20 protein-coding genes and 1 pseudogene are annotated in these 22,443 nt (G+C 59.8%); 12 read left to right on the top strand and 9 right to left on the bottom strand.

Annotated elements, in window-relative coordinates:
• Positions 1-7: 7 nt before the first annotated feature.
• The 4 genes from ACIPIZ_RS14645 to ACIPIZ_RS14630 all read right to left on the bottom strand — a co-directional run bounded on the left by ACIPIZ_RS14645 (position 8) and on the right by ACIPIZ_RS14630 (position 3,295).
• On the bottom strand, positions 8-337 hold the full coding sequence (locus ACIPIZ_RS14645; RefSeq protein WP_064392564.1) for a hypothetical protein: 330 nt from the start codon (positions 335-337) through the stop codon (positions 8-10).
• Between the two features lie 209 nt (positions 338-546).
• Positions 547-1,659: a succinylglutamate desuccinylase/aspartoacylase family protein gene (locus ACIPIZ_RS14640; RefSeq protein WP_401165836.1), complete on the bottom strand. Its 1,113-nt coding sequence runs from the start codon at positions 1,657-1,659 to the stop codon at positions 547-549.
• Between the two features lie 125 nt (positions 1,660-1,784).
• On the bottom strand, positions 1,785-2,564 hold the full coding sequence (locus ACIPIZ_RS14635; protein WP_064392559.1) for an ABC transporter substrate-binding protein: 780 nt from the start codon (positions 2,562-2,564) through the stop codon (positions 1,785-1,787).
• A 302-nt stretch (positions 2,565-2,866) separates the two neighbouring features.
• Positions 2,867-3,295, bottom strand: coding sequence for a rhodanese-like domain-containing protein (locus ACIPIZ_RS14630; RefSeq protein ID WP_064392556.1), 429 nt, complete (start codon positions 3,293-3,295; stop codon positions 2,867-2,869).
• A 102-nt stretch (positions 3,296-3,397) separates the two neighbouring features.
• On the opposite strand from ACIPIZ_RS14630, the gene ftrA reads away from it, so the two are divergent.
• Positions 3,398-4,372: a transcriptional regulator FtrA gene (ftrA, locus tag ACIPIZ_RS14625; RefSeq protein ID WP_064392554.1), complete on the top strand. Its 975-nt coding sequence runs from the start codon at positions 3,398-3,400 to the stop codon at positions 4,370-4,372.
• A gap of 53 nt (positions 4,373-4,425) precedes the next feature.
• Here ftrA and cobF read toward each other — a convergent pair whose 3' ends face one another.
• Together cobF and ACIPIZ_RS14615 are read right to left on the bottom strand one after the other, a co-directional pair.
• Positions 4,426-5,181 (bottom strand): precorrin-6A synthase (deacetylating), encoded by a 756-nt coding sequence (cobF, locus tag ACIPIZ_RS14620; protein ID WP_064392553.1) that lies wholly within the window; start codon positions 5,179-5,181, stop codon positions 4,426-4,428.
• Positions 5,181-5,750 carry a histidine phosphatase family protein gene (locus ACIPIZ_RS14615; protein WP_401165833.1) on the bottom strand — a complete coding sequence of 190 codons (570 nt, stop codon included), beginning with the start codon at positions 5,748-5,750 and terminating at the stop codon, positions 5,181-5,183. The genes cobF and ACIPIZ_RS14615 overlap by 1 nt, the downstream gene beginning before the upstream one ends.
• 332 nt (positions 5,751-6,082) lie before the next feature.
• On the opposite strand from ACIPIZ_RS14615, the gene ACIPIZ_RS14610 reads away from it, so the two are divergent.
• The 8 genes from ACIPIZ_RS14610 (at position 6,083) to ACIPIZ_RS14575 (ending at position 14,421) form a co-directional block, all read left to right on the top strand.
• Positions 6,083-6,937, top strand: a complete 855-nt coding sequence (locus ACIPIZ_RS14610; RefSeq protein ID WP_064392549.1) for a MurR/RpiR family transcriptional regulator — start codon at positions 6,083-6,085, stop codon at positions 6,935-6,937.
• A gap of 2 nt (positions 6,938-6,939) precedes the next feature.
• On the top strand, positions 6,940-7,584 hold the full coding sequence (locus tag ACIPIZ_RS14605; protein WP_064392547.1) for an isochorismatase family cysteine hydrolase: 645 nt from the start codon (positions 6,940-6,942) through the stop codon (positions 7,582-7,584).
• Positions 7,581-8,912, top strand: coding sequence for a glutamine synthetase (locus ACIPIZ_RS14600; RefSeq protein WP_064392545.1), 1,332 nt, complete (start codon positions 7,581-7,583; stop codon positions 8,910-8,912). Before ACIPIZ_RS14605 ends, ACIPIZ_RS14600 begins: the two co-directional genes overlap by 4 nt.
• On the top strand, positions 8,896-9,648 hold the full coding sequence (locus ACIPIZ_RS14595; protein ID WP_105709054.1) for an N-formylglutamate amidohydrolase: 753 nt from the start codon (positions 8,896-8,898) through the stop codon (positions 9,646-9,648). Before ACIPIZ_RS14600 ends, ACIPIZ_RS14595 begins: the two co-directional genes overlap by 17 nt.
• Before the next feature lie 87 nt (positions 9,649-9,735).
• A complete protein-coding gene (locus ACIPIZ_RS14590; RefSeq protein WP_401165831.1) occupies positions 9,736-11,097 on the top strand; it encodes an APC family permease in 1,362 nt (453 codons plus the stop codon).
• A gap of 117 nt (positions 11,098-11,214) precedes the next feature.
• The gene (locus ACIPIZ_RS14585; protein ID WP_064392541.1) at positions 11,215-12,231 is read left to right on the top strand and encodes an arginine N-succinyltransferase; all 1,017 of its coding nucleotides are present in this window, start codon (positions 11,215-11,217) and stop codon (positions 12,229-12,231) included.
• Positions 12,232-12,292: 61 nt separating this feature from the next.
• Positions 12,293-13,327 (top strand): arginine N-succinyltransferase, encoded by a 1,035-nt coding sequence (astA, locus tag ACIPIZ_RS14580; protein ID WP_105709056.1) that lies wholly within the window; start codon positions 12,293-12,295, stop codon positions 13,325-13,327.
• Between the two features lie 224 nt (positions 13,328-13,551).
• Positions 13,552-14,421 carry an oxaloacetate decarboxylase gene (locus ACIPIZ_RS14575; protein WP_064392540.1) on the top strand — a complete coding sequence of 290 codons (870 nt, stop codon included), beginning with the start codon at positions 13,552-13,554 and terminating at the stop codon, positions 14,419-14,421.
• 133 nt (positions 14,422-14,554) lie between these two features.
• Here the strand turns inward: ACIPIZ_RS14575 and ACIPIZ_RS14570 are convergent.
• From ACIPIZ_RS14570 to ACIPIZ_RS14560, 3 genes and pseudogenes are all read right to left on the bottom strand, one after another.
• Positions 14,555-14,856 (bottom strand): annotated as a pseudogene (locus ACIPIZ_RS14570) (hypothetical protein).
• A 560-nt stretch (positions 14,857-15,416) separates the two neighbouring features.
• Positions 15,417-16,655 (bottom strand): M20/M25/M40 family metallo-hydrolase, encoded by a 1,239-nt coding sequence (locus ACIPIZ_RS14565; RefSeq protein WP_401165829.1) that lies wholly within the window; start codon positions 16,653-16,655, stop codon positions 15,417-15,419.
• 209 nt (positions 16,656-16,864) lie between these two features.
• On the bottom strand, positions 16,865-17,938 hold the full coding sequence (locus tag ACIPIZ_RS14560) for a diguanylate cyclase (protein ID WP_064392536.1): 1,074 nt from the start codon (positions 17,936-17,938) through the stop codon (positions 16,865-16,867).
• 177 nt (positions 17,939-18,115) lie between these two features.
• Between ACIPIZ_RS14560 and ACIPIZ_RS14555 the strand changes: the two genes are divergently transcribed.
• The 3 genes from ACIPIZ_RS14555 to ACIPIZ_RS14545 all read left to right on the top strand — a co-directional run bounded on the left by ACIPIZ_RS14555 (position 18,116) and on the right by ACIPIZ_RS14545 (position 22,020).
• Entirely contained in the window at positions 18,116-19,570 is a 1,455-nt protein-coding gene (locus tag ACIPIZ_RS14555) for a flavin-containing monooxygenase (protein WP_401165827.1), read from the top strand.
• A gap of 21 nt (positions 19,571-19,591) precedes the next feature.
• Entirely contained in the window at positions 19,592-20,521 is a 930-nt protein-coding gene (locus tag ACIPIZ_RS14550; RefSeq protein WP_122662536.1) for an alpha/beta fold hydrolase, read from the top strand.
• Positions 20,522-20,640: 119 nt separating this feature from the next.
• A complete protein-coding gene (locus ACIPIZ_RS14545) occupies positions 20,641-22,020 on the top strand; it encodes a VOC family protein (RefSeq protein WP_122853921.1) in 1,380 nt (459 codons plus the stop codon).
• The last annotated feature ends 423 nt before the right edge of the window (positions 22,021-22,443 follow it).

Here is a 22,443-nt window from a genome sequence, read left to right as displayed (position 1 = left end):
TGGTGTTTCAACGCTGCGCCAGTTCGTGCCTGACGCACTGCTCATAGTAAGTCTGCTTGACCGCCGCAGGCTTGAGCTTTGAAGTGCTGTTGTAGGTCTGCTCGGTGATGCCCATCGCCGTCATGCGCATCCATGGCTGCTGAAACCTGCGCACCTGCAACTGCTTGCGCGCGCCATACAGGGAGATGCCCGACAGCTTGGATTGCTGTGCGCCGGCGGCGATATCGGAACCCCAGATGCAGGCAAACCGGTGACTCTTGCTTAACTCTTTTGCCTGGACGCCCGAGGCAAGAACAGCCAGGGAAAGCGTTGCAACGGTTATGACAATCGTCCGCATATAGCCAACCTAACCTTTTGAAAAAAGGCGATTTTGCCGATGAAGATGCGCCTCGGGGGCCAGCAATTTGCCGCTTTTCAGTGGTTTTTTTACTGGCCGAATGCCTCAGCTGTCCTACACCGCCGCCGGCCGGCGAGATAACGCGCGAGGGGGAACGATCAAGGGGCGTCGTCTGCCGGTAACCAGCCGGCAAACGCGCCAGGCGACGATCAGTCGTTTGTCAGCTTGCCAGTGCGAAATGGCACCCGTCCCGCCACCTTCGCCTGCCAGATCCCGGGTTCGGTATAGCGCCCGCGATCAATCGCGAACAATACACCACTGGTCCCCGCGTACACGGTGGTCAGACGATCCTGCAACGGATCAACCACTTCAAACAAGGCATCGCCCTTTTCCACCCATTCGCCGGCGCGGCGCAGAAAGCTCACCACGCCGTGGTGCGGCGCGAACAGGTATTCGGTGCCTTCGAACGGCATGCCTTCGCAGCATTCGCTCGGCGCCGCCGGCCATTCTCCGCTGATGAAACCCTGCTCGGCGAGAAAACCGAGAATAGCCTCGCAATTGGCCTGAGCCTGATCGACCCGGGTGTCGCCCATGCTTCCCAGCTCCAGCGTGGTGGCGAGGTTCGCTGGCGGAATCGCCGCAGCGGGGAAGGCTTGCGCCAGACGCAGCCAAGGCGTCGAACAGGATTCATCGAACGAGCTGCCGCCGGAATCCTCACACAGCAACGCCACGCCAGCCTGCAGACGGGCCGCCAGAGATTGCCACTGCGGCCAATGTTGCGGCAGCGCATAAAGATGGATCGCAGCGTCGAAATCACAATGCAGATCGAGGGTGATATCGGCGTCGCAGGCGTGGCGCAGCAGCAGTCGATGCAGGGCTTCCAGTTGCGAGGCGGGAGCCGGCAGTTGATCGAACACCTGACCCATGGCCTGGCGAATCAGGACGACATTGGTCTCGGCATCGGCACCCAACTGCGCGCCGATCAAAGCGGCGACCGGCGCACTGAGTTCGACGAACGCGCGGTTGAAGTTCTTGCCGCTGCCCATTTCGAAACGGCCCATGTGATTGCCTTGCAGATGCTGGTCCATGCCGATCGGGTTGGCCACCGGCACCAGCTCGATCACACCGTGCAGGCGGCCCTGCTGTTCGAGGTCGTTAAGGCGTTGCTTGAGTTCCCATGCGGTGCGCATGCCTGGCAGCTCATCGGCGTGCAGGCTGGCCTGGATATACACCTTGCGGTCGCCGGCGCCGTAACGGAACACGCTGAGAGCGCGTTCGCTGCCCAAATGGCTCCAGGGTAGAACATGGTCGATACGTTGCATGAGAAAACTCCGCTATCTCTGTAGGAGCTGCCGCAGGCTCCTGCGTTGGAAGGTGTGGGGCAGGATAAATCATGGGCATAAAAAAAGTGGCCTCCGCCTACACGGGGCCACTTTTTGACGGCGTATTAATGGCCGTACACGTCAAAGTCGAAGTACTTGTCCTGCACTTGCTTGTACTTGCCGTTCGCGCGGATTTCAGTGATGGCCTGGTTGAATTGCTCGGCCAGCGCGGTATCGCCCTTGCGCACCGCGATGCCGGCGCCGCCACCGAAGTATTTGGCGTCCTCGTAGGTCGGGCCGACGAATTCAAAACCTTTGCCAGCTTCGGTTTTCAGGAAACCGTCGCTGAGGTTGACCGAGTCGGCCAGCATCGCATCGATACGCCCGGAAACCATGTCGAGGTTGGCTTCCTGCTGCGAGCCGTAACGCACCAGGTCGATCCCGGCCGGAACCAGCACTTCAGTGGCGTAACGGTCGTGAGTACTGGCGCGCAGCACACCGACTTTCTTGCCCTTGAGCTCGGTCAGCGGGTCTTTCACGCCCGAGCCTGCCTTCATCACGAAACGCGCCGGGGTGTGGTAGTACTTGATGGTGAAATCAACGTTCTTCTTGCGATCGTCGGTGATGGTCATCGAGGACAGGATCGCGTCGATTTTCTTCACTTTCAGCGCCGGGATCAGACCGTCGAATTCCTGCTCGACCCAAGTACATTTGACTTTCATCTGCTCACACAGCGCATCGCCGATATCGACGTCGAAACCGGTCAGTTTGCCGTCAGGGGTTTTCATCGAGAATGGCGGATAACCGGCTTCGATACCGATGCGGATCGGCTTGGCGTCTTCGGCCACAGCGGTCAGAGACAACATCGACAGTGCCAGGGCACCGAACATCACTAGCTTTTTCATTTATAACTCCTGTGTGCGGAGGCTTTTATTGGCAGCTTCGATTCAGCGTTCGGTCATGGCCTTTTAACGGCAAATACCGAAGTGGCCGGCAGTCTATGGCGGCGCGCACAGGGTAAATTGTGTTTAAGCGACAAATACTTACAAAAATTCGGCGCGACCATTGACCGGGGTCAACGGCTGCTCTGTCGTGGTGCAAAGGCTGTAGGACAAGCCCTATGCGGGGGCTTGCGAAGGCTGCGATCAAGTGTTTTTTTTGAAAACAACGGCAAAAGATCGCAGCCTGCGGCAGCTCCTACAGGTGATCAGCAGGCGCAGTTGATGGGGGTGTTTGCAGTTTTTGGCACGTTGAGTTCGAAGCCTTCATCCAGCCAACCGGTAATGCCGCCGATCATCTCTTTGACTGGATAACCCAGCGCCGCCAGTTTCACCGCAGCCTTGTTGGCGCCGTTGCAGTGCGGGCCCGCGCAATAGACCACGAACAGCGCGCTCTTCGGGTAGCTGGCTAAACCTTCTGCCGTCAGCAACCGTCCGGGAATATTGATCGCGCCCGGTACATGGCCGCGTTCAAACGCCAGTGGTCCGCGCACGTCCACCAACACAAAATCGACCTCGCCGGCCTGCTGGCTGCCGAACACGTCGGAACAATCGGTTTCGAAGGTCAGACGATTGCTGAAATGCATCAGTGCAATCGCCGAAGGGGCGGCAGGAATTTCGCGAACCAGGCTCGGCATGGGGTGTTGCTCCTACGTATCGATGGGAATGAACAGACTTTATCGAGACGACGCGAATCGCTACAGTGGCGCACAAGACACTCATCGGGAGTTTTCCGCCAAATGCCTGCCTCTCCAGGACTGGTTGCGATTCTGGCCTACGACGGCCTCTGCACGTTCGAGTTCGGCATTGCCGTGGAGATCTTCGGTCTGGCTCGGCCGGAGTTCGAATTCCCGTGGTACGAACACGTGATTGCCGCGGTCGATCAAGGCCCGATGCGCGCCATGGGTGGCATTCAAGTACTGGCCGATGGCGGCCTGGAACTGCTCGCCACCGCACGCACCATCATCATTCCAGGTTGGCGCGACCGCAATGCCGAGGTGCCGCAAGCGTTGCTCGATGCTCTGCGCCAGGCTCACGGCCGGGGTGCGCGACTGTTGTCGATCTGTTCCGGGGTGTTTGTGCTGGCCGCCAGCGGTCTGCTCGACGGCCATGCGGCAACCACGCATTGGCGCTACGCGGCGGAACTGGCACAAGGCTTCCCGATGATTGCTGTTGACGCCGATGTGCTTTACGTCGACTCGGGACAGCTGATCACGTCGGCGGGCAGTGCCGCCGGAATCGATGCCTGCCTGCACCTGGTGGCCCGTGACTTTGGCACTCAGGTTGCCAATACGGTGGCGCGGCGGCTGGTGATGTCGCCGCAGCGCACCGGCGGTCAGGCGCAATTCATTCCGACGCCGGTCAGCCCGACGCCGCGCAACGATTTGTCACGGGTCATGCAATGGGCGCGCGAACGCCTGCATGAACCACTGGAGGTGCGCGAACTGGCCAGCGAAGCGGCGATGAGCGAGCGGACGTTCTTGCGGCGTTTCACCGAAGCCTGCGGGCAGTCGCCCAAGGCGTGGCTACAGCATGAACGACTGGCGCGGGCGCGGGAGTTGCTGGAGAGCACGACGGACAACACCGAACAGGTTGCGCAGCGTTGCGGGTATCGCTCGGTGGAGAGTTTTCGGGTGGCGTTTCGCGGCGTGGTGGGCGTGCCGCCGTCGGTGTATCGGGAGCGGTTCGGGCGTGGGGCCCTTGTCAGGTCTTGAGGTGATCTGGTGGGCCTCATCACCGGCAAGCCAGCGATGAGGCCAGCGAAAATCTAGGACTTGCGCAACAGATAGGTATCCATGATCCAGCCATGCTCCGCCCGTGCAGCCTTGCGCACCCGCTCGATCTCATCGGCGACATCGCCAAGTTTGCCGCTGATCAGGATCTCATCCGCCGTGCCCAGATACGCGCCCCAGTAAATCGCAGTTTGCGGGTCGGCCACGTGGTGGTAGGAATCCTCGGCATCAAGCATCACCACCAGGCTGTCGGCATCACTCACCTGCCCCGCCGCCAGACGCCGGCCCGTGGTGATCTCGACGGAGCGGCCAATACTGTTCAACGGCACTTTATGCCGCGCCGCCAGCGCCTGAACGCTGGTGATGCCGGGGATGACCTCAAACTCGAACTGACAACGACCCGAATCCAGAATCGCCTGAAGGATACGCAGGGTGCTGTCGTACAGCGCCGGGTCGCCCCACACCAGAAAACCGCCGCACTGGCCGTCAGACAATTCTTCATTGATCAGCCGCTCGAAGGTCGCTTGCTTGGCGCCGTTCAGTTCATCGACGCTCGCGTTGTAGTCGACATCGCCGCGCTCGCGCTCCGGGCTCGCGGCTTCGGCGAAACGGTAGGCGGGATCGCTGATGTAGCGTTCACAGATCTCGCGGCGCAGATCGATCAGTTTGTCCTTGCTCTGGCCTTTATCCAGCAGAAAGAACACATCGACCCGATTCAGCGCTTTGACCGCCTGCATCGTGATGTAGTCCGGATTACCGGCACCGATGCCGATCACCAGCAGTTGTTTCATTAGCATGCTCCTTCGATGTCGATGCCCGGCAAGCGTAGCCGCCAGATCCCGTTGAAGCGCAACTCGATGACTGACAGCGGTTCGACGTCGATTGCATTGAACGCCGCGCCTTGCATCACCTGCATCAGCACGGCACGCACGATGTACGGGTGGGTGATCGCCACCACATGCCCCGGCGTCGTTTGCAAACTTTGCAGCCATGCCGCGACTCGCGTGGCCAGATCCGTCACTGATTCGCCGCCGGGGGGCGCTGCATGCGGATCTGTCAGCCACGCTTGCAAAGCCTGCGCTTGCGTCGTTTGCAGGTCCTTGATTGATCGCCCGTGCCAATTTCCCCAGTCGCAATCGCGCAATGCCTCGTCAACCCGAGCATCCGCCCCGAACCAGGCGGCTGTCTGCCGGGTGCGCAGTTCGGGACCGCAGAGCAAACGTCGCGCCGCATTGAAGCGAGCAGCCATTGAGCCAGGCGTCAGAGCAACATCTTCAACGGGCTCGTTCGTAGGAAAACACGCCAATTTCTGTGCGACGGTTCGTGCGTGGCAAATCAGTGTCAAGCGGGTGGTCTGCACGATGGGCTCACTCTGCCGAGGATCAGAAACATCAACGGCGTAGAGCCGGATTGAAGGCAATTGTGCCGTAAACCAACGGTTGCCGGGGGGATCGATACGTTTCCGGGCGAACTCTGGATGTTAGAAAAGCGGCGATATCTGACATAGCTATGGGCAATGGACTACAACACCTGTCGACTTCCGTGTAGCCCTTATGACGCGGGCATCCTGCGCCATTTTGGAGCCTTTTAAACACGACGAAAAATTCGCTAGACATGTAGCGTGAGTTACATAAATACTGTTTTAACGGATTATGAAGCGAATTCGACACCCCCCATCCAGCAGGAGCCCGGATGCCCCCTCTCAGAGACCTGATCACCGATCCCGGCCTGGAACTCACGCCATCGGAGCGCAAAGTCGTTCGCGCCTTGCTCGATCAGTATCCGCGCAATGGTCTTGGACCGATGGCGCGCCTGGCCGAGCATGCCGGCGTCAGCGATCCGACCATTGTGCGTCTGGTGAAAAAACTCGGTTTCGGCGGTTATGCCGAATTCCAGGACGCCCTGCTCAGCGACATGGACCATCGCCTGCGCTCGCCGCGCACGCTGTTGCAACCGCGCGCGCAGCAAAACAAAGACGACGCCTGGGCTCATTACCTCGCTGACAGCCATCGCCTGCTGGTCGACACGCAATCGCTGACCCAGCCCGAAGACGTGCGAATCCTCACCGACTGGCTGCTCGATGCCCGACATCAGGTGTACTGCTTCGGTGGCCGCTTCAGCAGCCTGATGGCGACTTACCTGCTCAATCATTTGCGTCTGCTGCGCCCCGGCTGCTTTGCCCTGGAAGACAATGCACTGTTGCCCGACCGCCTGTTCGATCTGCAGCGCCAGGACGTCGTTCTGGTATTCGATTACCGCCGCTATCAGACCCAGGCACTGCGTGTCGCCACAGCGGCAAAAAACAACAATGCCCGCGTGGTCCTGTTCACCGACATCTATGCCTCACCACTGCGCGAAATGGCCGACCTGATCATTAGCGCTCCGGTCGAATCGGCCTCGCCGTTCGACACCATGGTCCCGGCGCTGGCACAGGTCGAAGCGCTGATTGCCTGCCTGACCCTGCGCAGCCCGGATCTGGCCGATCGCCTCGAGGGCATCGATGCCCTGCGCAACGACTTCGCCACTCACCTGCTGGAGGAAAAATAAGGATGTTCAGCCTTCCCCACCGCTCGCCGCGGGACTTGCCGTTTGTCACCGACCACACTGCATTGCTGTTGGTGGACATGCAGCGCGCCTGGCTCGAACCGCAGTTCGATCCGCACCTCAGTGAGCCGGACGCCGAGTATTTCCTCAACCGCGCACGTACGCAGGTGGTGCCCAACCAGCAACGGTTGCTCAGCGCCTTTCGCGAGGCCAGGCAAAATGTGCTGCACACTCTGATCGAAAGCCTGACGGCCGACGGTCGCGATCGCTCGCTGGACCATAAACTTTCGGACATGCACCTGCCCAAGGGCAGTCCGCAGGCACAAGTGATCGGCGAACTGACCCCGGGCGACAACGAAATCGTCTTGCCGAAAACCTCGTCCGGCGTGTTCAACTCGACCGCCATCGACTACGTGCTGCGCAACCTTCAAACCCGTCACCTGATCATCGCCGGTATCGTCACCGACCAGTGCGTCGACATGGCCGTGCGCGACGCTGCCGATCGTGGTTATCTGGTGACTCTGGTCGAAGACGCCTGTGCCACTTACAGCGCCGAACGTCATCACGCTTGCCTCAATGCGATCAAGGGTTATTGCTGGATCACCGACACCAATACCGTGCTCGGCCGTTTGCGGGAGATGCAGCCGTGACTTCGCGCCTGGCGGCTGTGCCGATGACCACCATCGTCACCACTGACCTGATCGGTATCACTCGGGGGCGCTCGTTTCCCACCGATGAGCTTGAGCATTATCAGGCGGCCGGTTGTGGCTGGGTGCCGGCCAACAGCGCGTTGACCCCGCAAGACATCATTGCCTCGACCAATCCGTGGGGCGCTTATGGCGATCTGCGCCTGATTCCGGATCTGGCCAGCCGCGTCACCGTCGCCAACGGTCCGGATGCCGACGCACCGGCGCTGGACTTCATCCACGGTGATATTCGTGAAACCGATGGCCGGCCGTGGGGCGCCTGTCCACGCACGCTGCTGCGCGATGAAGTCGAACGCTATCGCGACGAACTGGGTTTACAGGTCAACGCCGCGTTCGAACACGAATTCAACCTGCACGCAGGTGTTGCCGAGCACCTGGCGTTTTCGCTGCAGGCTCAGCGCCAAGGCGCAGCGTTCGGCGGCTGGTTGCTCAGCGCTCTGCGCGCCGGCGGTGTCGAACCGGAAATGTTCCTCCCCGAATACGGCAAGCACCAATACGAAATCACCTGCCGGCCGACCCTCGGCGTAGCCGCTGCCGACCGTGCGGTCAACGTGCGCGAAATCACCCGCGAGATCGCCCGACAGATGGGGCTCGAACTCAGTTTCGCGCCGAAGACCGCCGCCGATGCCGTGTGCAACGGCGTGCACTTGCACGTCAGCCTGCTCGATCCGGGCGGGCAGCCGATGCTTTACGACGCTGGCACCAGCAATGGCCTGTCGAGCCTCGGCCAGCACTGGGCCGCCGGAGTCCTCCATTACTTGCCGGCGCTGTGCGCGTTCACTGCGCCAACGCCAGTGTCGTACGAGCGCTTGCAGCCGCACCACTGGAGCGCGTCTTACGCGTGCCTGGGTCAACAGAACCGTGAGGCGGCGCTGCGCATCTGCCCGACGGTGACCCTGGGCGGCAAATCGGTGGCGACGCAGTTCAACCTTGAGTTCCGCGCCATGGATGCCACGGCCTCGCCGCATCTGGCCATGGCCGCACTGCTGATCGCCGGACGCCTAGGCATCGAACAGCGCCTGGCTCTTAACGCCATCACCGATGAAGTTCCCGATTCACTCAACGACGAGCAACGCAAGGCTCGGGGCATTGTCGCCCTGCCCGCCTCGCTGGCCCAGGCACTGGATTGCCTGCGCAACAGTGGCGCCTTCAACGAATGCCTGCCCAAGCCGTTGCTCGATACCTATCACGCCCTTAAAACCGAGGAACTGGCGCTGACGGAACAGCTCTCGCCCGCTGACCTGTGTGAGCACTATGCACGCCTGTACTGAATCCGCCGAGCTTGGGTTGTACACCCGACCGGTCTACCACCTGAGCCGCGAGGATTCGACGAATCCGTTGATTCTCGTGTGCGAACACGCCAGTCGCTACATCCCCGAAGCCCTCGACAATCTGGGCCTTGATGATACCGCCGCTGGTGAACACATCGCCTGGGACATCGGCGCGCTGCAACTGGCCGAACAGTTGGCGGAAAAACTCGGCGCAACATTGTTGAGCGCCAATTATTCGCGACTGCTGATCGACCTGAACCGCCCACGGCATGCGCCCGACAGCATTCCGGCGCAGAGCGAGATCTATCAGATACCGGGCAACCGCGAGCTGGATGAAGCCACTCGCGAGTACCGCCGTCAGACGCTGTTCAAGCCGTTCCATGCGCGCTTGCAGACTCTGATCGACGAACGCCTCGCCAAAGGTCAAGCGGTGCGCGTAGTAGGGATTCACAGTTTCACCCCGGTGTATTACGGCCAGCCGCGAACACTGGAGATCGGCGTGCTGTTCGGTCAGGCGAAGGCGTACGCGCAACGGCTGCTCAACGGTCTCGGCGAACATTCGTTGCAAGTGGCCGGCAATCAGCCGTACAAGATCGACCCGTTGGGCGACATGACGGTACCGGTGCACGGCGACGCCCGAGGCCTGGACTCGGTGCTGGTGGAGGTACGCAACGATTTGCTGCGTAGCCCGCAAGCGGTATCGCTCTGGGCCGGATACCTTGCGCCATTGCTGTAATCACTGCCGTATCGAATGCTGACGCTGTAAACGATGGACCGACATAACAACTAAAACAACCGATTGGCTGACAAGGAGTTGCGCTTCATGGAAATTGAAGAATTCGGCTACAAGCAAGAGTTGAAACGTAGCCTGACGCTCACCGATCTGGTGGTGTACGGGATGATCTTCATGATCCCCATCGCCCCGTTCGGTGTGTATGGCTACGTCAATGCCGAGGCACCGGGAATGGTGCCGCTGGCGTACATCATTGGCATGATGGCAATGCTGTTTACCGCGTTGAGCTACGGCAGCATGGCCCGCGCCTTTCCGATTGCCGGCTCGGTGTATTCCTACGCACAGCGCGGCCTGAATCAACACGTCGGTTTCATCGCCGGCTGGCTGATGCTGCTCGATTACCTGCTGATTCCGCCGTTGCTTTATGTGTACGCAGCCATGGCGCTCAACCATTTGTATCCGGACATTCCGAAGGTCGGCTTCATTCTGGCGTTCCTGGTCAGCGCCACGTTCGTCAACCTGCGCGGCATCACCTTCACCGCACGGATGAACATCATCTTCCTGCTCGCGCAACTGGTGGTACTGGGGATCTTCCTGTTCTATGCATGGAACGCGCTGCACAACGGCGGGGGTAACGGCGGGGGTAACGGCGAGCTGACCCTGGCGCCGCTGTATCACCCGGAAACGTTCAACTTCGCCCTGCTGATGCAAGCGGTGTCGATTGCGGTGCTGTCGTTCCTCGGTTTCGATGCGATCTCGACGCTCGCTGAAGAAATCAAGGGTGATCCGGGCAAGAGCATCGGCAAAGCGGCGTTGATCACTCTGGTAGTGATGGGCGTGATTTTCGTTGCACAAACCTGGATTGCCACCGATCTGGCAGCCGGTATGGGCTTCAAATCCGCCGATACCGCGTTTTATGAAATTGCCGAAATCGCCGCTGGTAGCTGGCTGGCCACCCTGACCGCTGTCGCCACCGCTCTGGCCTGGGGTGTGGCCGTGGCGATCACTTCGCAAGCTGCGGTGTCGCGCCTGCTGTTCGGCATGGCCCGCGACGGCAAACTGCCGAAAGTGCTGGCCAGGGTGCACCCGAAACACAACACGCCATATCTGAGCATTTATCTGGTGGCGGTGCTGTCACTGGTGATCTGCTACCTGTTCATCAACTCGGTCGACACCCTGACCTCGCTGGTCAACTTCGGCGCACTCAGCGGTTTCATGCTGCTGCACCTGACCGTGATCAACTACTACTGGCGTCGGCAAAAGTCCGGTCAGGTTGTGCGTCACCTGATCTGCCCGGTGATCGGCTTCATCATCGTTGCGGCCATCATGTACAACATGGGCGTCGATGCGCAGAAACTCGGCCTGATCTGGATCGTTCTGGGCCTGGTGTACCTGTTCTTTCTCAACAAGCTCGGCGCCAGTACCGCGTTGCCTGACCCGAGCAATGGCTGACAAGAAAAAGAGCGGCGTCTGACAACAAATCAGGCGACCGCCGATTTAACGCGTGGAAACCGACAGTGATAGTCAGGTTCGTGAGTTCGCCGAACCCTTTGATACAGGAGTGCATCCATGCTGGTCTTACGCCCAGTCGAGCCAACCGACCTGCCGCAATTGCAACAACTGGCCCGCGACAGCATGGTCGGAGTGACCTCGCTGCCGGATGACAGCGAGCGCCTGTGCGACAAAATCGCCGCGTCCTGCGCCTCGTTCGACAGCGCGGCACGGACGCAGGGGCCGGAAAACTATTTTTTCGTGCTGCAAGATTGCAACACCCAGCGTCTGGTCGGTTGCTCGGAAATTCTTGCCAAGGCAGGTTTTAAAGAGCCGTTCTACAGCCTGCGCAATCGCCATTTCACCAGTGCCTCGCGCGAGCTGAACATCGAACACGGTGTGCCGGCATTGTCGCTGTGCCATGACCTCAACGACCATACGCTGCTGCGCGGCTTTCACATCGACAAAGCGCTGGTCCGCACGCCGTTCTCGGAATTGCTTTCGCGGGCGCGCCTGTTGTTCATTGCCGCCCATGCGCCCTGTTTTGCCGAAGCGGTGATTACCGAAATCGTCGGGTACAGCGATGAACACGGCCATTCACCTTTCTGGGATGCGCTGGGCAAGCACTTCTTCGACCTGCCGTACGTTGAGGCCGAGCGCCTGTGCGGGTTGCAGAGCCGCTCATTCCTCGCCGAACTGATGCCGCAATACCCGATTTACGTACCGATGCTGCCGCAGGCGGCGCAGGAGTGTATCGGGCGCATTCACCCGGATGGACAAGAGGCGTTCGACATCCTTGAGCGCGAAGGTTTTGAAACCAACAGCTACATCGACCTGTTCGATGCTGGCCCGACCCTGTATGCGCGCACCGCGAATATCCGTTCGATTGCCCGCAGCCAGACGGCCCCGGTGCAGCAGTTGCCAGAAATCGATGCGCGTGGCCGCTATCTGTTGAGCAACGACGCGTGGCGTGGCTACCGGGCCATCGTTGCCGAACTGGATTACCAACCCGATCAACCGCTGTCCCTCACTCCTGCAATGTGTGCGGCGCTGAACGTAACCGATGGCAGCCAGATACGGCTGATTGCCCTTTGAACCGCGCCCGGTTCCGCAGCCAACGAGCGTGCCCGAACAGGCGCGCAGAAGGAGTTACAGCATGATTGTTCGCCCGGTCAACGTCAGCGACCTGCCTGCATTGATGACACTGGTTCAACAAGCCGGCCCGGGATTCACCACCCTGCCGGCCAACGAAGATCGCCTGGCCCACCGCGTGCGCTGGGCGCAACGAGCGTTCGCCGAGCAAGTGGAGCGCGCCGATGCCGATTATCTGTTCGTCCTCGAAGACGACGATACGCGCGTGGTTGGCGTCAGCGCGTTGGCCGGCGCGGTTGGCTTGCGCGAACCCTGGTACAACTATCGGGTCGGACTGACGGTGAGTTCGGCGCCGGATCTGGGTATTCAACGGCAGATCCCGACGTTGTTCCTCAATAACGAACTGACCGGGCAATCGGAACTGTGCTCATTGTTCTTGCGCCACGATCAACGCACCGGCAGCAACGGCCGTCTGCTGTCACTCGGGCGCTTGCTGTTCGCCGCCGAGTTCCCGCACCTGTTTGGCGAGAAGATGATCGCCGAACTGCGTGGCAGTGCCGATGAAAAAGGTTGTTCGCCATTTTGGGACAGCCTCGGTCGGCACTTTTTCCAGATGGACTTCAGCCATGCCGATCATCTGTCAGGGCTGGGCAACAAGGCGTTCATCGCCGAATTGATGCCGCGTCAGCCCCTCTACACCTGCCTGCTCACCGCACAGGCACAGGCCGCCATCGGGCAGGCGCATCCGAATACCGAGCCGGCACTGAAAATCCTTCAGGCCGAAGGCTTTGCCCACAAAGGTTATATCGACATTTTTGATGGCGGCCCGGTCATTGAAGCGCCGCTGCGCAACATCCGTACCGTGCGTGACAGCCTCGAACTGACCCTGAGCCTCGGCACCCCGGACGACCTGGCGCCGCTGTGGCTGATTCACAACCGTCGCCTGGAAAACTGCCGCATCACCGTCGCCCGCGCCCGTCGAGTCGGCAGCAGCCTGGCGATCGACCGCATGACCGCCCAACGTCTGCAACTTCAGCCGGGCAATTCGGTGCGCGCGGTGATGCTGCCCAATCAACAGCGACAGGCGGTGGCGGCCTGAACCGCCGCCCCGCCTCAATCCATGCAGTCAAGCTGTTACCTGCCCCCTCAATACGGCCAAATTTCGCCCGATCAGATTAATCCTTTCAGCAAAGCGCTCATCGGCAAACGTCAGCCTTGCAAATTCGTCATGATCCTTGACCCATTCGCGTGATAGCCTTTTCATTCTTCGGCGTTGACACATTTGCTCAAGCCTTTCCATTCCTTTGTATTGGTGGAACTCGTATGACCAGGCTTTCTCATCAAGATTTGCGCCGTAGTTTCCGTCAGCTGCTGGCCTCCGACACCTGCTATCACACCGCTTCGGTGTTCGACCCGATGTCCGCCCGCATTGCCGCTGACCTGGGTTTTGAAGTGGGAATTCTGGGCGGTTCCGTCGCTTCGTTGCAGGTGCTGGGCGCACCGGACTTTGCCTTGATCACCCTGAGCGAGTTCGCCGAACAGGCCACCCGCATCGGCCGCGTCGCCCAACTGCCGGTGATCGCCGACGCCGACCACGGTTACGGCAACGCCCTCAATGTGATGCGTACCATCGTCGAACTGGAACGCGCCGGCGTCGCTGCCCTGACCATCGAAGACACCTTGCTGCCTGCCCAGTTCGGGCGCAAATCCACCGACCTGATCACCGTCGCCGAAGGTGTCGGCAAGATCCGCGCAGCGCTGGAAGCCCGGGTCGATACGGAAATGGCGATCATTGCCCGGACCAACGCCGGCATTCTGCCGAACCAGGAAATCATCAGCCGCACTCGCCAGTATCAGGCGGCCGGGGCTGACGGCATCTGCATGGTCGGGATTCAGGATTTTGATCAGTTGGAACAAATCGCCGAACACCTGACCGTACCGTTGATGCTGGTGACCTACGGCAACCCGGCGTTGCGCGATGACAAACGTCTGGCCGAACTCGGTGTACGCGTGACCATTGATGGCCATGGCGCTTATTTTGCGGCGATCAAAGCGACGTACGATAGCCTGCGCGAACAGCGGCAGATTTTTACCCAGGCTTCGGACCTGAGCGCGACCGAGTTGACGCACACCTATACCCAACCGGAGGAATACATTCTCTGGGCCAAGGAATACATGAGCGTCAAGGAGTGATGGATTGGCCGGGCTGACGCCATCGCGAGCAGGCTCACTCCTACAATTGATCAGTGTTGAACACAAATACTGTGTGCACTGAAGATCTACTGTAGGAGTGAGCCTGCTCGCGATAGCAACAGCCGCTACACCGCTAAACCGGCGTCTTGTAAGCCTCTTCCCGCTGCACCGCCCGCGCCTGAATCACATTCAGAATCGCACAGCCCTCGCGCATCAGCAGATGCACCGCGCTGGTCACCCGCGTCAGATCACAATCGGAAATGCCCTTGAGGTTGAGACTGGCGAAGGTGTCGGCCAGATCGCGCACGACCACAAACCGGTGCATCGCACAGGCGGCCATGTCGCTGAGTTCTGAGTGGGTATTGAGGAAGAGCACCGGGGATTCGGCGTCGTAGGTGTCGATGGGGAGAAGCGGGGCAATACTTGATCACACATTGGTATAACTCCTGTAATGAGAGAGCTACCACCAGTCGCGGCCAAACGAGGAAGGTGGCAGCCGTACGCGGGTTGGCCGACCGGATACAGGAACCGGCACACCCGAAGGTGTCCCACGCACAGCCGCCATAACACAACATCACAGACAAACATCGACTGAATATGTTGGGCAGACTGTACGTCTCTGTATCGACCGGCCAAGGTCGTTCGCGGTGTTTTTCCGCGAGCCCGAACTATAGGGGTCGATACCGAAATGCGGCAACAGGGTACGTTGTAGGAAACGTCTTGGAAAGTTGTACGCCGTCCGCGACTTCCACTTTTCCCACAAAAGCCCCTCACCCTAGCCCTCTCCCGGAGGGAGAGGGAACCGATTGGGGGATGCTCGGGATCTACGCCGACGTGAGAGATCGCGTTGAATGCAAGTTTGAATTCAACTTGATCTGCCGGTTGCCACATGGACCACAAACAACGCGGTCAGTCCCCTCTCCCTCTGGGAGAGGGTTAGGGTGAGGGCAAATGCACCTGACACCCCTCCCGCATCAGTCACACCACAAACCCACTCACAGCGGCTTGGCCAACTCCATAATCATCCGCGACAACAAATAAATCCGCGGTGCCACGCTCGCCACTTCAGCGTATTCCTCCGGCGTATGAATATTGCCGCCCACAATCCCGAAGCCATCCAGCGTCGGCGTGCCAACCCCGGCAGACAAACTCGCATCCGCCGCGCCCCCACTGCCCTCCTCGGTCAACTTGCGGCCAATCTCGCCGTAGATCCCCTGAGCCATGGCCATCAGGCGATCCGACTCGGGCGTCTGCGGCATCGGCGGCAAGCCACGCAGCAACGAAGTCTTCACTTCCGTCTCAGCAATCAATTTGTCCTGCGAGACCCGCGCCAGATCCTTCTCGATCCGGTCAAACTCCTCCGGCACCGCCGCGCGCACGTCAGCCTTGGCCGTGGCTTGATCGGGAATCACATTGGTGCGGTCGCCGGCCTTGAGCACGGTGAAATTGATCGTGGTTTTTTTCGCCTCGTCGCCGAGTTTGCCCAGTTGCAGAATCTGATGCGCCGCCTCCATCGCGGCGTTGCGCCCCAACTCGGGTGCGACGCCGGCGTGAGCGGCTTTGCCCTTGACCTCGACCAACGCCGTCGCGCTGCCTTTGCGCCACACCACCAAGCCATCGGCCGGACGACCCGGCTCGAGATTGAGCGTCACGTCGTGCTGTTTGGCGGTTTTCTTGATCAGGTCGGTGGCGACGTCCGAGCCGGTTTCTTCACTGGCGTCGAGCAGGAAGGTGATTTGCGCGTAGTCCTTGAAGTCGAGGTTTTTCAGGACTTTCAGCGCATAGATCCCGGCGACGATGCCGCCCTTGTCATCCATCACCCCCGGCCCGTAAGCGCGTCCATCCTTGATGTGGAACGGCCGCTCGGCCGCCGAACCTTCCTTGAACACCGTGTCCATGTGCGCCATCAGCAGGATTTTCGCCTTGCCGGTGCCTTTGAACGTCGCGAGTACATGGTTGGATTTTTCCGGCGTGTTGGGCACCAGTTCGATGGTGGCGCCGAGTTTTTTCAACTCATCGATAGCAATGTCGCTGACTTGCTTGAGGCCGGGCTCATAGCCAGAACCGGAGTCGATATTGACCAGCCGTTCCAGCAGCTTCAGGGCTTCTGGCTGGTATTGTTCGGCATCAGCGAGCACTTGTTTGTGCGGTTCGGCGAGGGCATGAGCAGCGGAGAAAGCGAGAGACAGGCCGAGGCTGGCGGCCAGCAGGGAGCGAGAAAATGAGAACGTCATGAAGCGATCCTTGTTTCGCGTCGGGGGGATTTAACCGTACCCGACATCGGCGCGCGGCTCTACACCGAATGCGACCTCCTCCAGATCGACACCGAACAAATTTGTAGGAGTGAGCCTGCTCGCGATAGCACTCTGTCAGTGACATTGATGGTGACTGACACAATGCTATCGCGAGCAGGCTCACTCCTACAGGGGATTGTGGTCAGGGCTCAAACCGAATCCAACAACGTCCGCCGGGGCTTGCCATCGCAATTGCAGATCACCCGGTTGCGCCCGCTCGCCTTGGCTTCATACAACGCCTGATCGGCATCATTGAGCCAGCGTGTCGCGTCGGCATGCGCCGGATCGTACGCCGCCAGGCCAATACTCAAACTGACCTTCAACGCCGGATTCTGCTCATAACCCAGAATCGCGAAACGCTCGCGCAATGCCTCCATGGCCTGCGCGGCGTTGAACAGTGGCAGATCCGGCAAAATCACACAGAACTCATCACCACCGTAGCGCCCCGCCACATCGGTCGCCCGCAGGTTCTGCTTGAGCAACTTGCTCAACTGACGCAACACGATGTCGCCGGCAACATGGCCGTAGGTGTCGTTGATCGCCTTGAAGTGATCGATGTCGATCAACGCAATCGCTGCGCCCTGCTTCTGCCGCTTGCAACGCTGAAAAGCGATCTCCAGTTGATCCTTCCAGGCGCCGTGATTGAGCAACCCGGTCAGGCTGTCAGTGCGGCTCAGGGCAAGCAATTCGCGTTTATGCCGGCCAAGGGTGTAGGCCTGGCGAAAGCAGATCCAGCCCAGCGCCAACGGGTACAGCAGCAGTAACGGGAAACAGGCGTACATTTGTGCAGGCGTGGTTTGCGGAATGAATGCCGGAGCAAACACCACCAGCCCGACGCCGACCCCGAGCAACTGCGCCGCAGAGCCTGCCAATAGAAAGCGTGAACCACCGATTGCGACGTTGTTCATCGCCATCATTGAAATGGTCGTGGCAGTGGGCAGCGGATTGAAATGCATGGCGGCAAGCCAAAAGCCGCCGAAAAAAGCATCGATCAACAGATTGCGGTGTTCAGCGTGGTAAGGAACCCGGGCGCGGCGTGCCCATTGAAACGCCAGATGCGGCCAGACCAGGCCGTTGAAGAACATCAACGCCCAGACCCACAGCGGCGGATCGAGCGAGTACATCGCCACGCTCACGCACACGAGCCCGAGAATCAACCCGAGGATGCGCGATGTATAAAGCCTCCTGGCCAATGAAAGTCCCTTTCCTCCGGTATTTCCCATAAGGACCTCGATCACGCACACCGCAGGACGGATGTGCTGGAAGTCTAACAGGGCGACGTTAAATAGCCATCACCGGCCAGCGGGCTGAATAGAGCGACATCAGGGCCGCACGCAGTGCAAATATTTGGCTATACATGAAAGGAGCAAAATGGAAAAACAACTATAAGAAGGAGGCCCATGCACACCTATCACGTGTTGATCATCGGCAGCGGTTTTGGCGGTCAATGTGCTGCGGTCAACCTGCTCAAGGCCGGGATCGACGATTTTCGCCTTCTGGAGCGGCGGGACTTCTTTGGCGGCACCTGGTGCCAGAACACCTACCCCGGCGCAGCGGTGGACGTGCCGTCGCCGCTGTATTCGCTGTCGTTTGCGCCGTACCGCTGGTCGCAGATGTTCGCCGGGCAGGCCGAACTGCACCGCTATACCGAGCATGTCATCGAGCAATTCGGGCTGCGCCAACGTGTGGAGCTGCAAGCCAATGTCGAGCGCATCGAATGGGACGACACGGAAAAACGCTGGAACGTGCACACCGCCAGCAAAGGCACCTTTTATGCGCAGTTCCTGATCAATGCCACTGGGCCATTGAGCCAACCGGTCATCCCGCACTTTCCCGGCCAGGATCGCTTTCAAGGCAAGACTTTTCATACAAACAATTGGGATCACAGCTACGACTACCGCGGTAAACATGTGGCGATTGTCGGCAGCGGCGCCAGTGCCGTGCAGGTGATTCCGGCGATTGCGCCGCAAGTCGATCACCTACACGTGTTTCAGCGCACGCCACACTGGGTGCTGCCCCGCGCCGATCGTCAGTTCGGGCCGCTGCAACGCTGGCTGCTCGGCCTGAAACCCGCCTACAAACTGTTGCGCTGGCTGATTTACTGGCAATTCGAAACCCGGGTCATCGCGTTCAAATACTCGAAAGCGGCGATTCACATGGTCCAGCAGCACGCCCTGCGCTTTCTAAAACGCCAGGTGCCGGACCCGGTGCTGCAAGAAAAACTCACCCCGGACTTCACCATTGGCTGCAAACGGGTGCTGGTTTCCAGCACCTATTACCCGGCGCTGAGTCGCGCCAACGTCACCTTGCATACCCGCGAGCAAGGCATCGCTTCCATCGACGAAACCGGCATCAACACCGAGGACGGTCAGCACATCGATGTTGATCTGATCGTCTGGTCGACCGGTTATGACGCCACCGACGGGGTGATTTCCTACCCGGTCAGCGGAAAAAACGCCGTGCAACTCAGAGAGGTCTGGGCGCAATACCCGCGCGCATATCTCGGCACCAGCCTGCCGGACTTCCCCAACCTGTTTATCGTCACCGGGCCCAACACCGGCATCGGCCACACCTCGGCGCTGTTCATCATCGAGTCGCAGATGAACTACATCCTCGACTGCATTCGCACCGTGCAGGCGAAGGGTTTGCGCAGCATCGAAGTGCGCCGTGATGCGGAACGTACCTACACTGAGATGATTCATCGGGAGATGGAGCGCACGGTCTGGAAGTCCGGCGGCTGCCACAGTTGGTATCAAAGCAAGAGCGGTCATGTGATCGCGATGTTTCCCGGCTTCAGTTTCAGCTATCACCGCTTGACCCGGGCGCTGAAACCGGCCGACCACATTCTGTCCTGAACACGTAAAAGGAAGACGTCGATGCTTTTGCTGTTTGTCGCCCTCGCGGTTTTTGTGGCCTGGAGCTGGTTGAGTTATCCGGCGGTCGGTCATTGGCTGTATGACCTGAACATGGCCGTCGAAGCCAAGTTGTACAAATTGCACAAGATCGAGGTGCCAATTGCCGAAATGAGCGTCTCGACCTGGCAAGGCGGGCCTTACGAAGCAGCCAGTGCAATCCTGATGCTGCACGGTTACAGCGCCGACAAAAACCTCTGGTTGCGCTTCTCGCGGCATTTTGTCCGCCAGTATCGGGTGATCATCCCGGACCTCGCCGGCCACGGTGAAACCGGCTTCAAGGCTGGCGGCGGCTACGACATTCCGTTGCAGGCCAAGCGCATGATTCAACTCCTCGACGTCTGCGGCGTGGAGAAGGTGCATGTCATCGGCAATTCGATGGGCGGCTACATCGCCGCGTGGCTGGCAGCGACCTACCCGGAGCGAATTGCCTCGGTGGCATTGATCGACCCGGCCGGAGTTACGGCACCCGAAGCCAGCGACATGGAACGCCATCTGGCACGCGGGCATAACCCCTTCCTGATCAACTCCCGTGAGGAATTCCGGCGTTTTTATGCGATGACCATGTCGTCGCCGCCGTGGGTGCCCGGCCTGGTGCTGGACGCGATCGCGCAGCGCTACGAACAACAACGCGATGATCTCGAGGAGATCTTCCGCGATTTTCGCGCCAGCCCGCCGATGGAGCCGAAACTGGTCGACATCAAATGCCCGGCGCTCTTGCTTTGGGGGCGCAAGGACCGCTTGATCGACGTCAGCAGCGTGCCGATCTGGAGCAAAGGCATCGCCAATCTGCAGGTGGAAGTCTGGGAAGGCGTGGGCCACATGCCGATGGTCGAACATCCGGCAAGCACTGCGCGCTTGTATCGGCAGTTTCTCGGGCAACAGGCACACTGACAGAATGCGGGATCAGTCATTGGCAGAATGAAGTTCGTAGGATTCTTCGTTTGCCGACGTCGGCGAAGGCTGCGATCTTTTCCAGCATCCTTTACGTGACCGTGGCAGGAATTTTTTTCATGACCGTGCAGCCTTTCGTCAGCCCCGATCTGATCCGCCAGCGCTTCTCCAAAGCGATGTCCGATATGTACCGCGAAGAAGTGCCGCTGTACGGCGCACTGCTGGAACTGGTCGAGCAGACCAACCGCGACGTGCTCGAACGCGATCCGTCGATCGCCGCACAACTGCACAGCACCGGGGAAATCGAACGGCTGGGCATGGAACGCCATGGGGCGATTCGCGTCGGCACCGCCAGCGAATTGGCCACCCTCGCCCGCCTGTTTGCAGTGATGGGCATGCAACCGGTGGGTTACTACGACCTGACGCCAGCGGGTGTGCCGGTGCATTCCACGGCATTTCGCGCGGTGCATGAGGACGCGCTGCAGATCAGCCCGTTTCGAGTGTTTACCTCGTTGCTGCGTCTTGAATTGATTGAAGACCCCGAACTGCGCGCCTTTGCCGAATCGGTGTTGGCCAAGCGAACGATCTTCACCCCTGCCGCCCTGCAACTGATCGAACGCGCCGAAACGGTAGGAGGCTTGAACACTGACGAGTCTGAGGAGTTTGTCCTACAGGCACTGGAGACCTTTCGCTGGCATCACAGCGCAACGGTCACCGCTGCGCAGTACCAGACGCTGAGCGCCCAGCACCGCTTGATCGCCGACGTGGTCGCCTTCAAAGGCCCGCACATCAATCACCTGACACCGCGCACCCTCGACATCGACATCGTTCAAGCACAGATGCCGGCCCATGGCATTACGCCGAAAGCAGTCATCGAAGGCCCGCCGCGCCGGCAGTGTCCGATCCTGTTGCGCCAGACCAGCTTCAAGGCGCTGGACGAGCCCGTCGCCTTCACCGACCAGAACAAATCCCGTGGCAGCCACAGCGCGCGCTTCGGCGAAATCGAACAACGCGGCGCGGCGCTGACGCCCAAGGGCCGTGCGCTGTATGACCGTTTGCTGAATGCCGCACGAGATGAACTGGGAGACTTCCCTAACGAGGGCAACGCCGCACGCTACAACGCGCTGATGACCCGGCACTTTGGCGAGTTCCCTGACAGCGTCGAAGGCATGCGTGAGCAAGGGCTGGCGTATTTTCGCTATTTCGCTACGGAAAAAGGACTCGCGACAGGTAGTCTCGCGCAAACCTCGCTGGAGGATTTGCTCCGCGATGGCCATGTGAAAGCGGAGCCACTGGTGTACGAAGATTTCCTGCCGGTCAGCGCGGCGGGGATTTTTCAGTCGAACCTCGGCGATGCTGCGCAGACGCACTACGGCGAGCACTCCAACCGGCAGGCCTTCGAGCGGGCGTTGGGGCGAACGACCATTGATGAGTTGGGGTTGTATGCAGCGACGCAGCGGCGTTCGATTGATGAGTGTCTGACCCAATTTGCGCGTTAAAAAATCAAAAGATCGCAGCCTGCGGCAGCTCCTACAGGAAAAATACATTCCAAATGTAGGAGCTGCCGAAGGCTGCGATCTTTTGATCTAAAAGTTTTAATCAGCCGCCTCGACCCAAATGATGGCGCGTAGCCACTGTGCGCAAGAAGTTGCGCACTTGTTTTGTAAAAAAGCCTGATAAAACCGCTGAAAGCCACGTCGCACAAGGTCTGCAGCCAAGTGCGCAAGAAGTTGCGCAGTACTGCGCAACTTCTTGCGCACTTTCGCCTTGATCCCTCCGTTTTTTTCGCCAGTCCGCCCGTAAAAAACCGCCATCACCCCGGCCCGCAAGGGCGGCGCATTTGTTGGCACGCTCCTTGATAACAGTCAGCCACCCACCGGGCGATTTCGCCTCCCGGGCACCTTAAATTATTCCGCAAGGAG

This window comes from Pseudomonas sp. NPDC087690 (genome assembly GCF_044743175.1).
GTDB lineage: Bacteria > Pseudomonadota > Gammaproteobacteria > Pseudomonadales > Pseudomonadaceae > Aquipseudomonas.
This window is presented reverse-complemented; position numbering and strand designations above follow the sequence as displayed.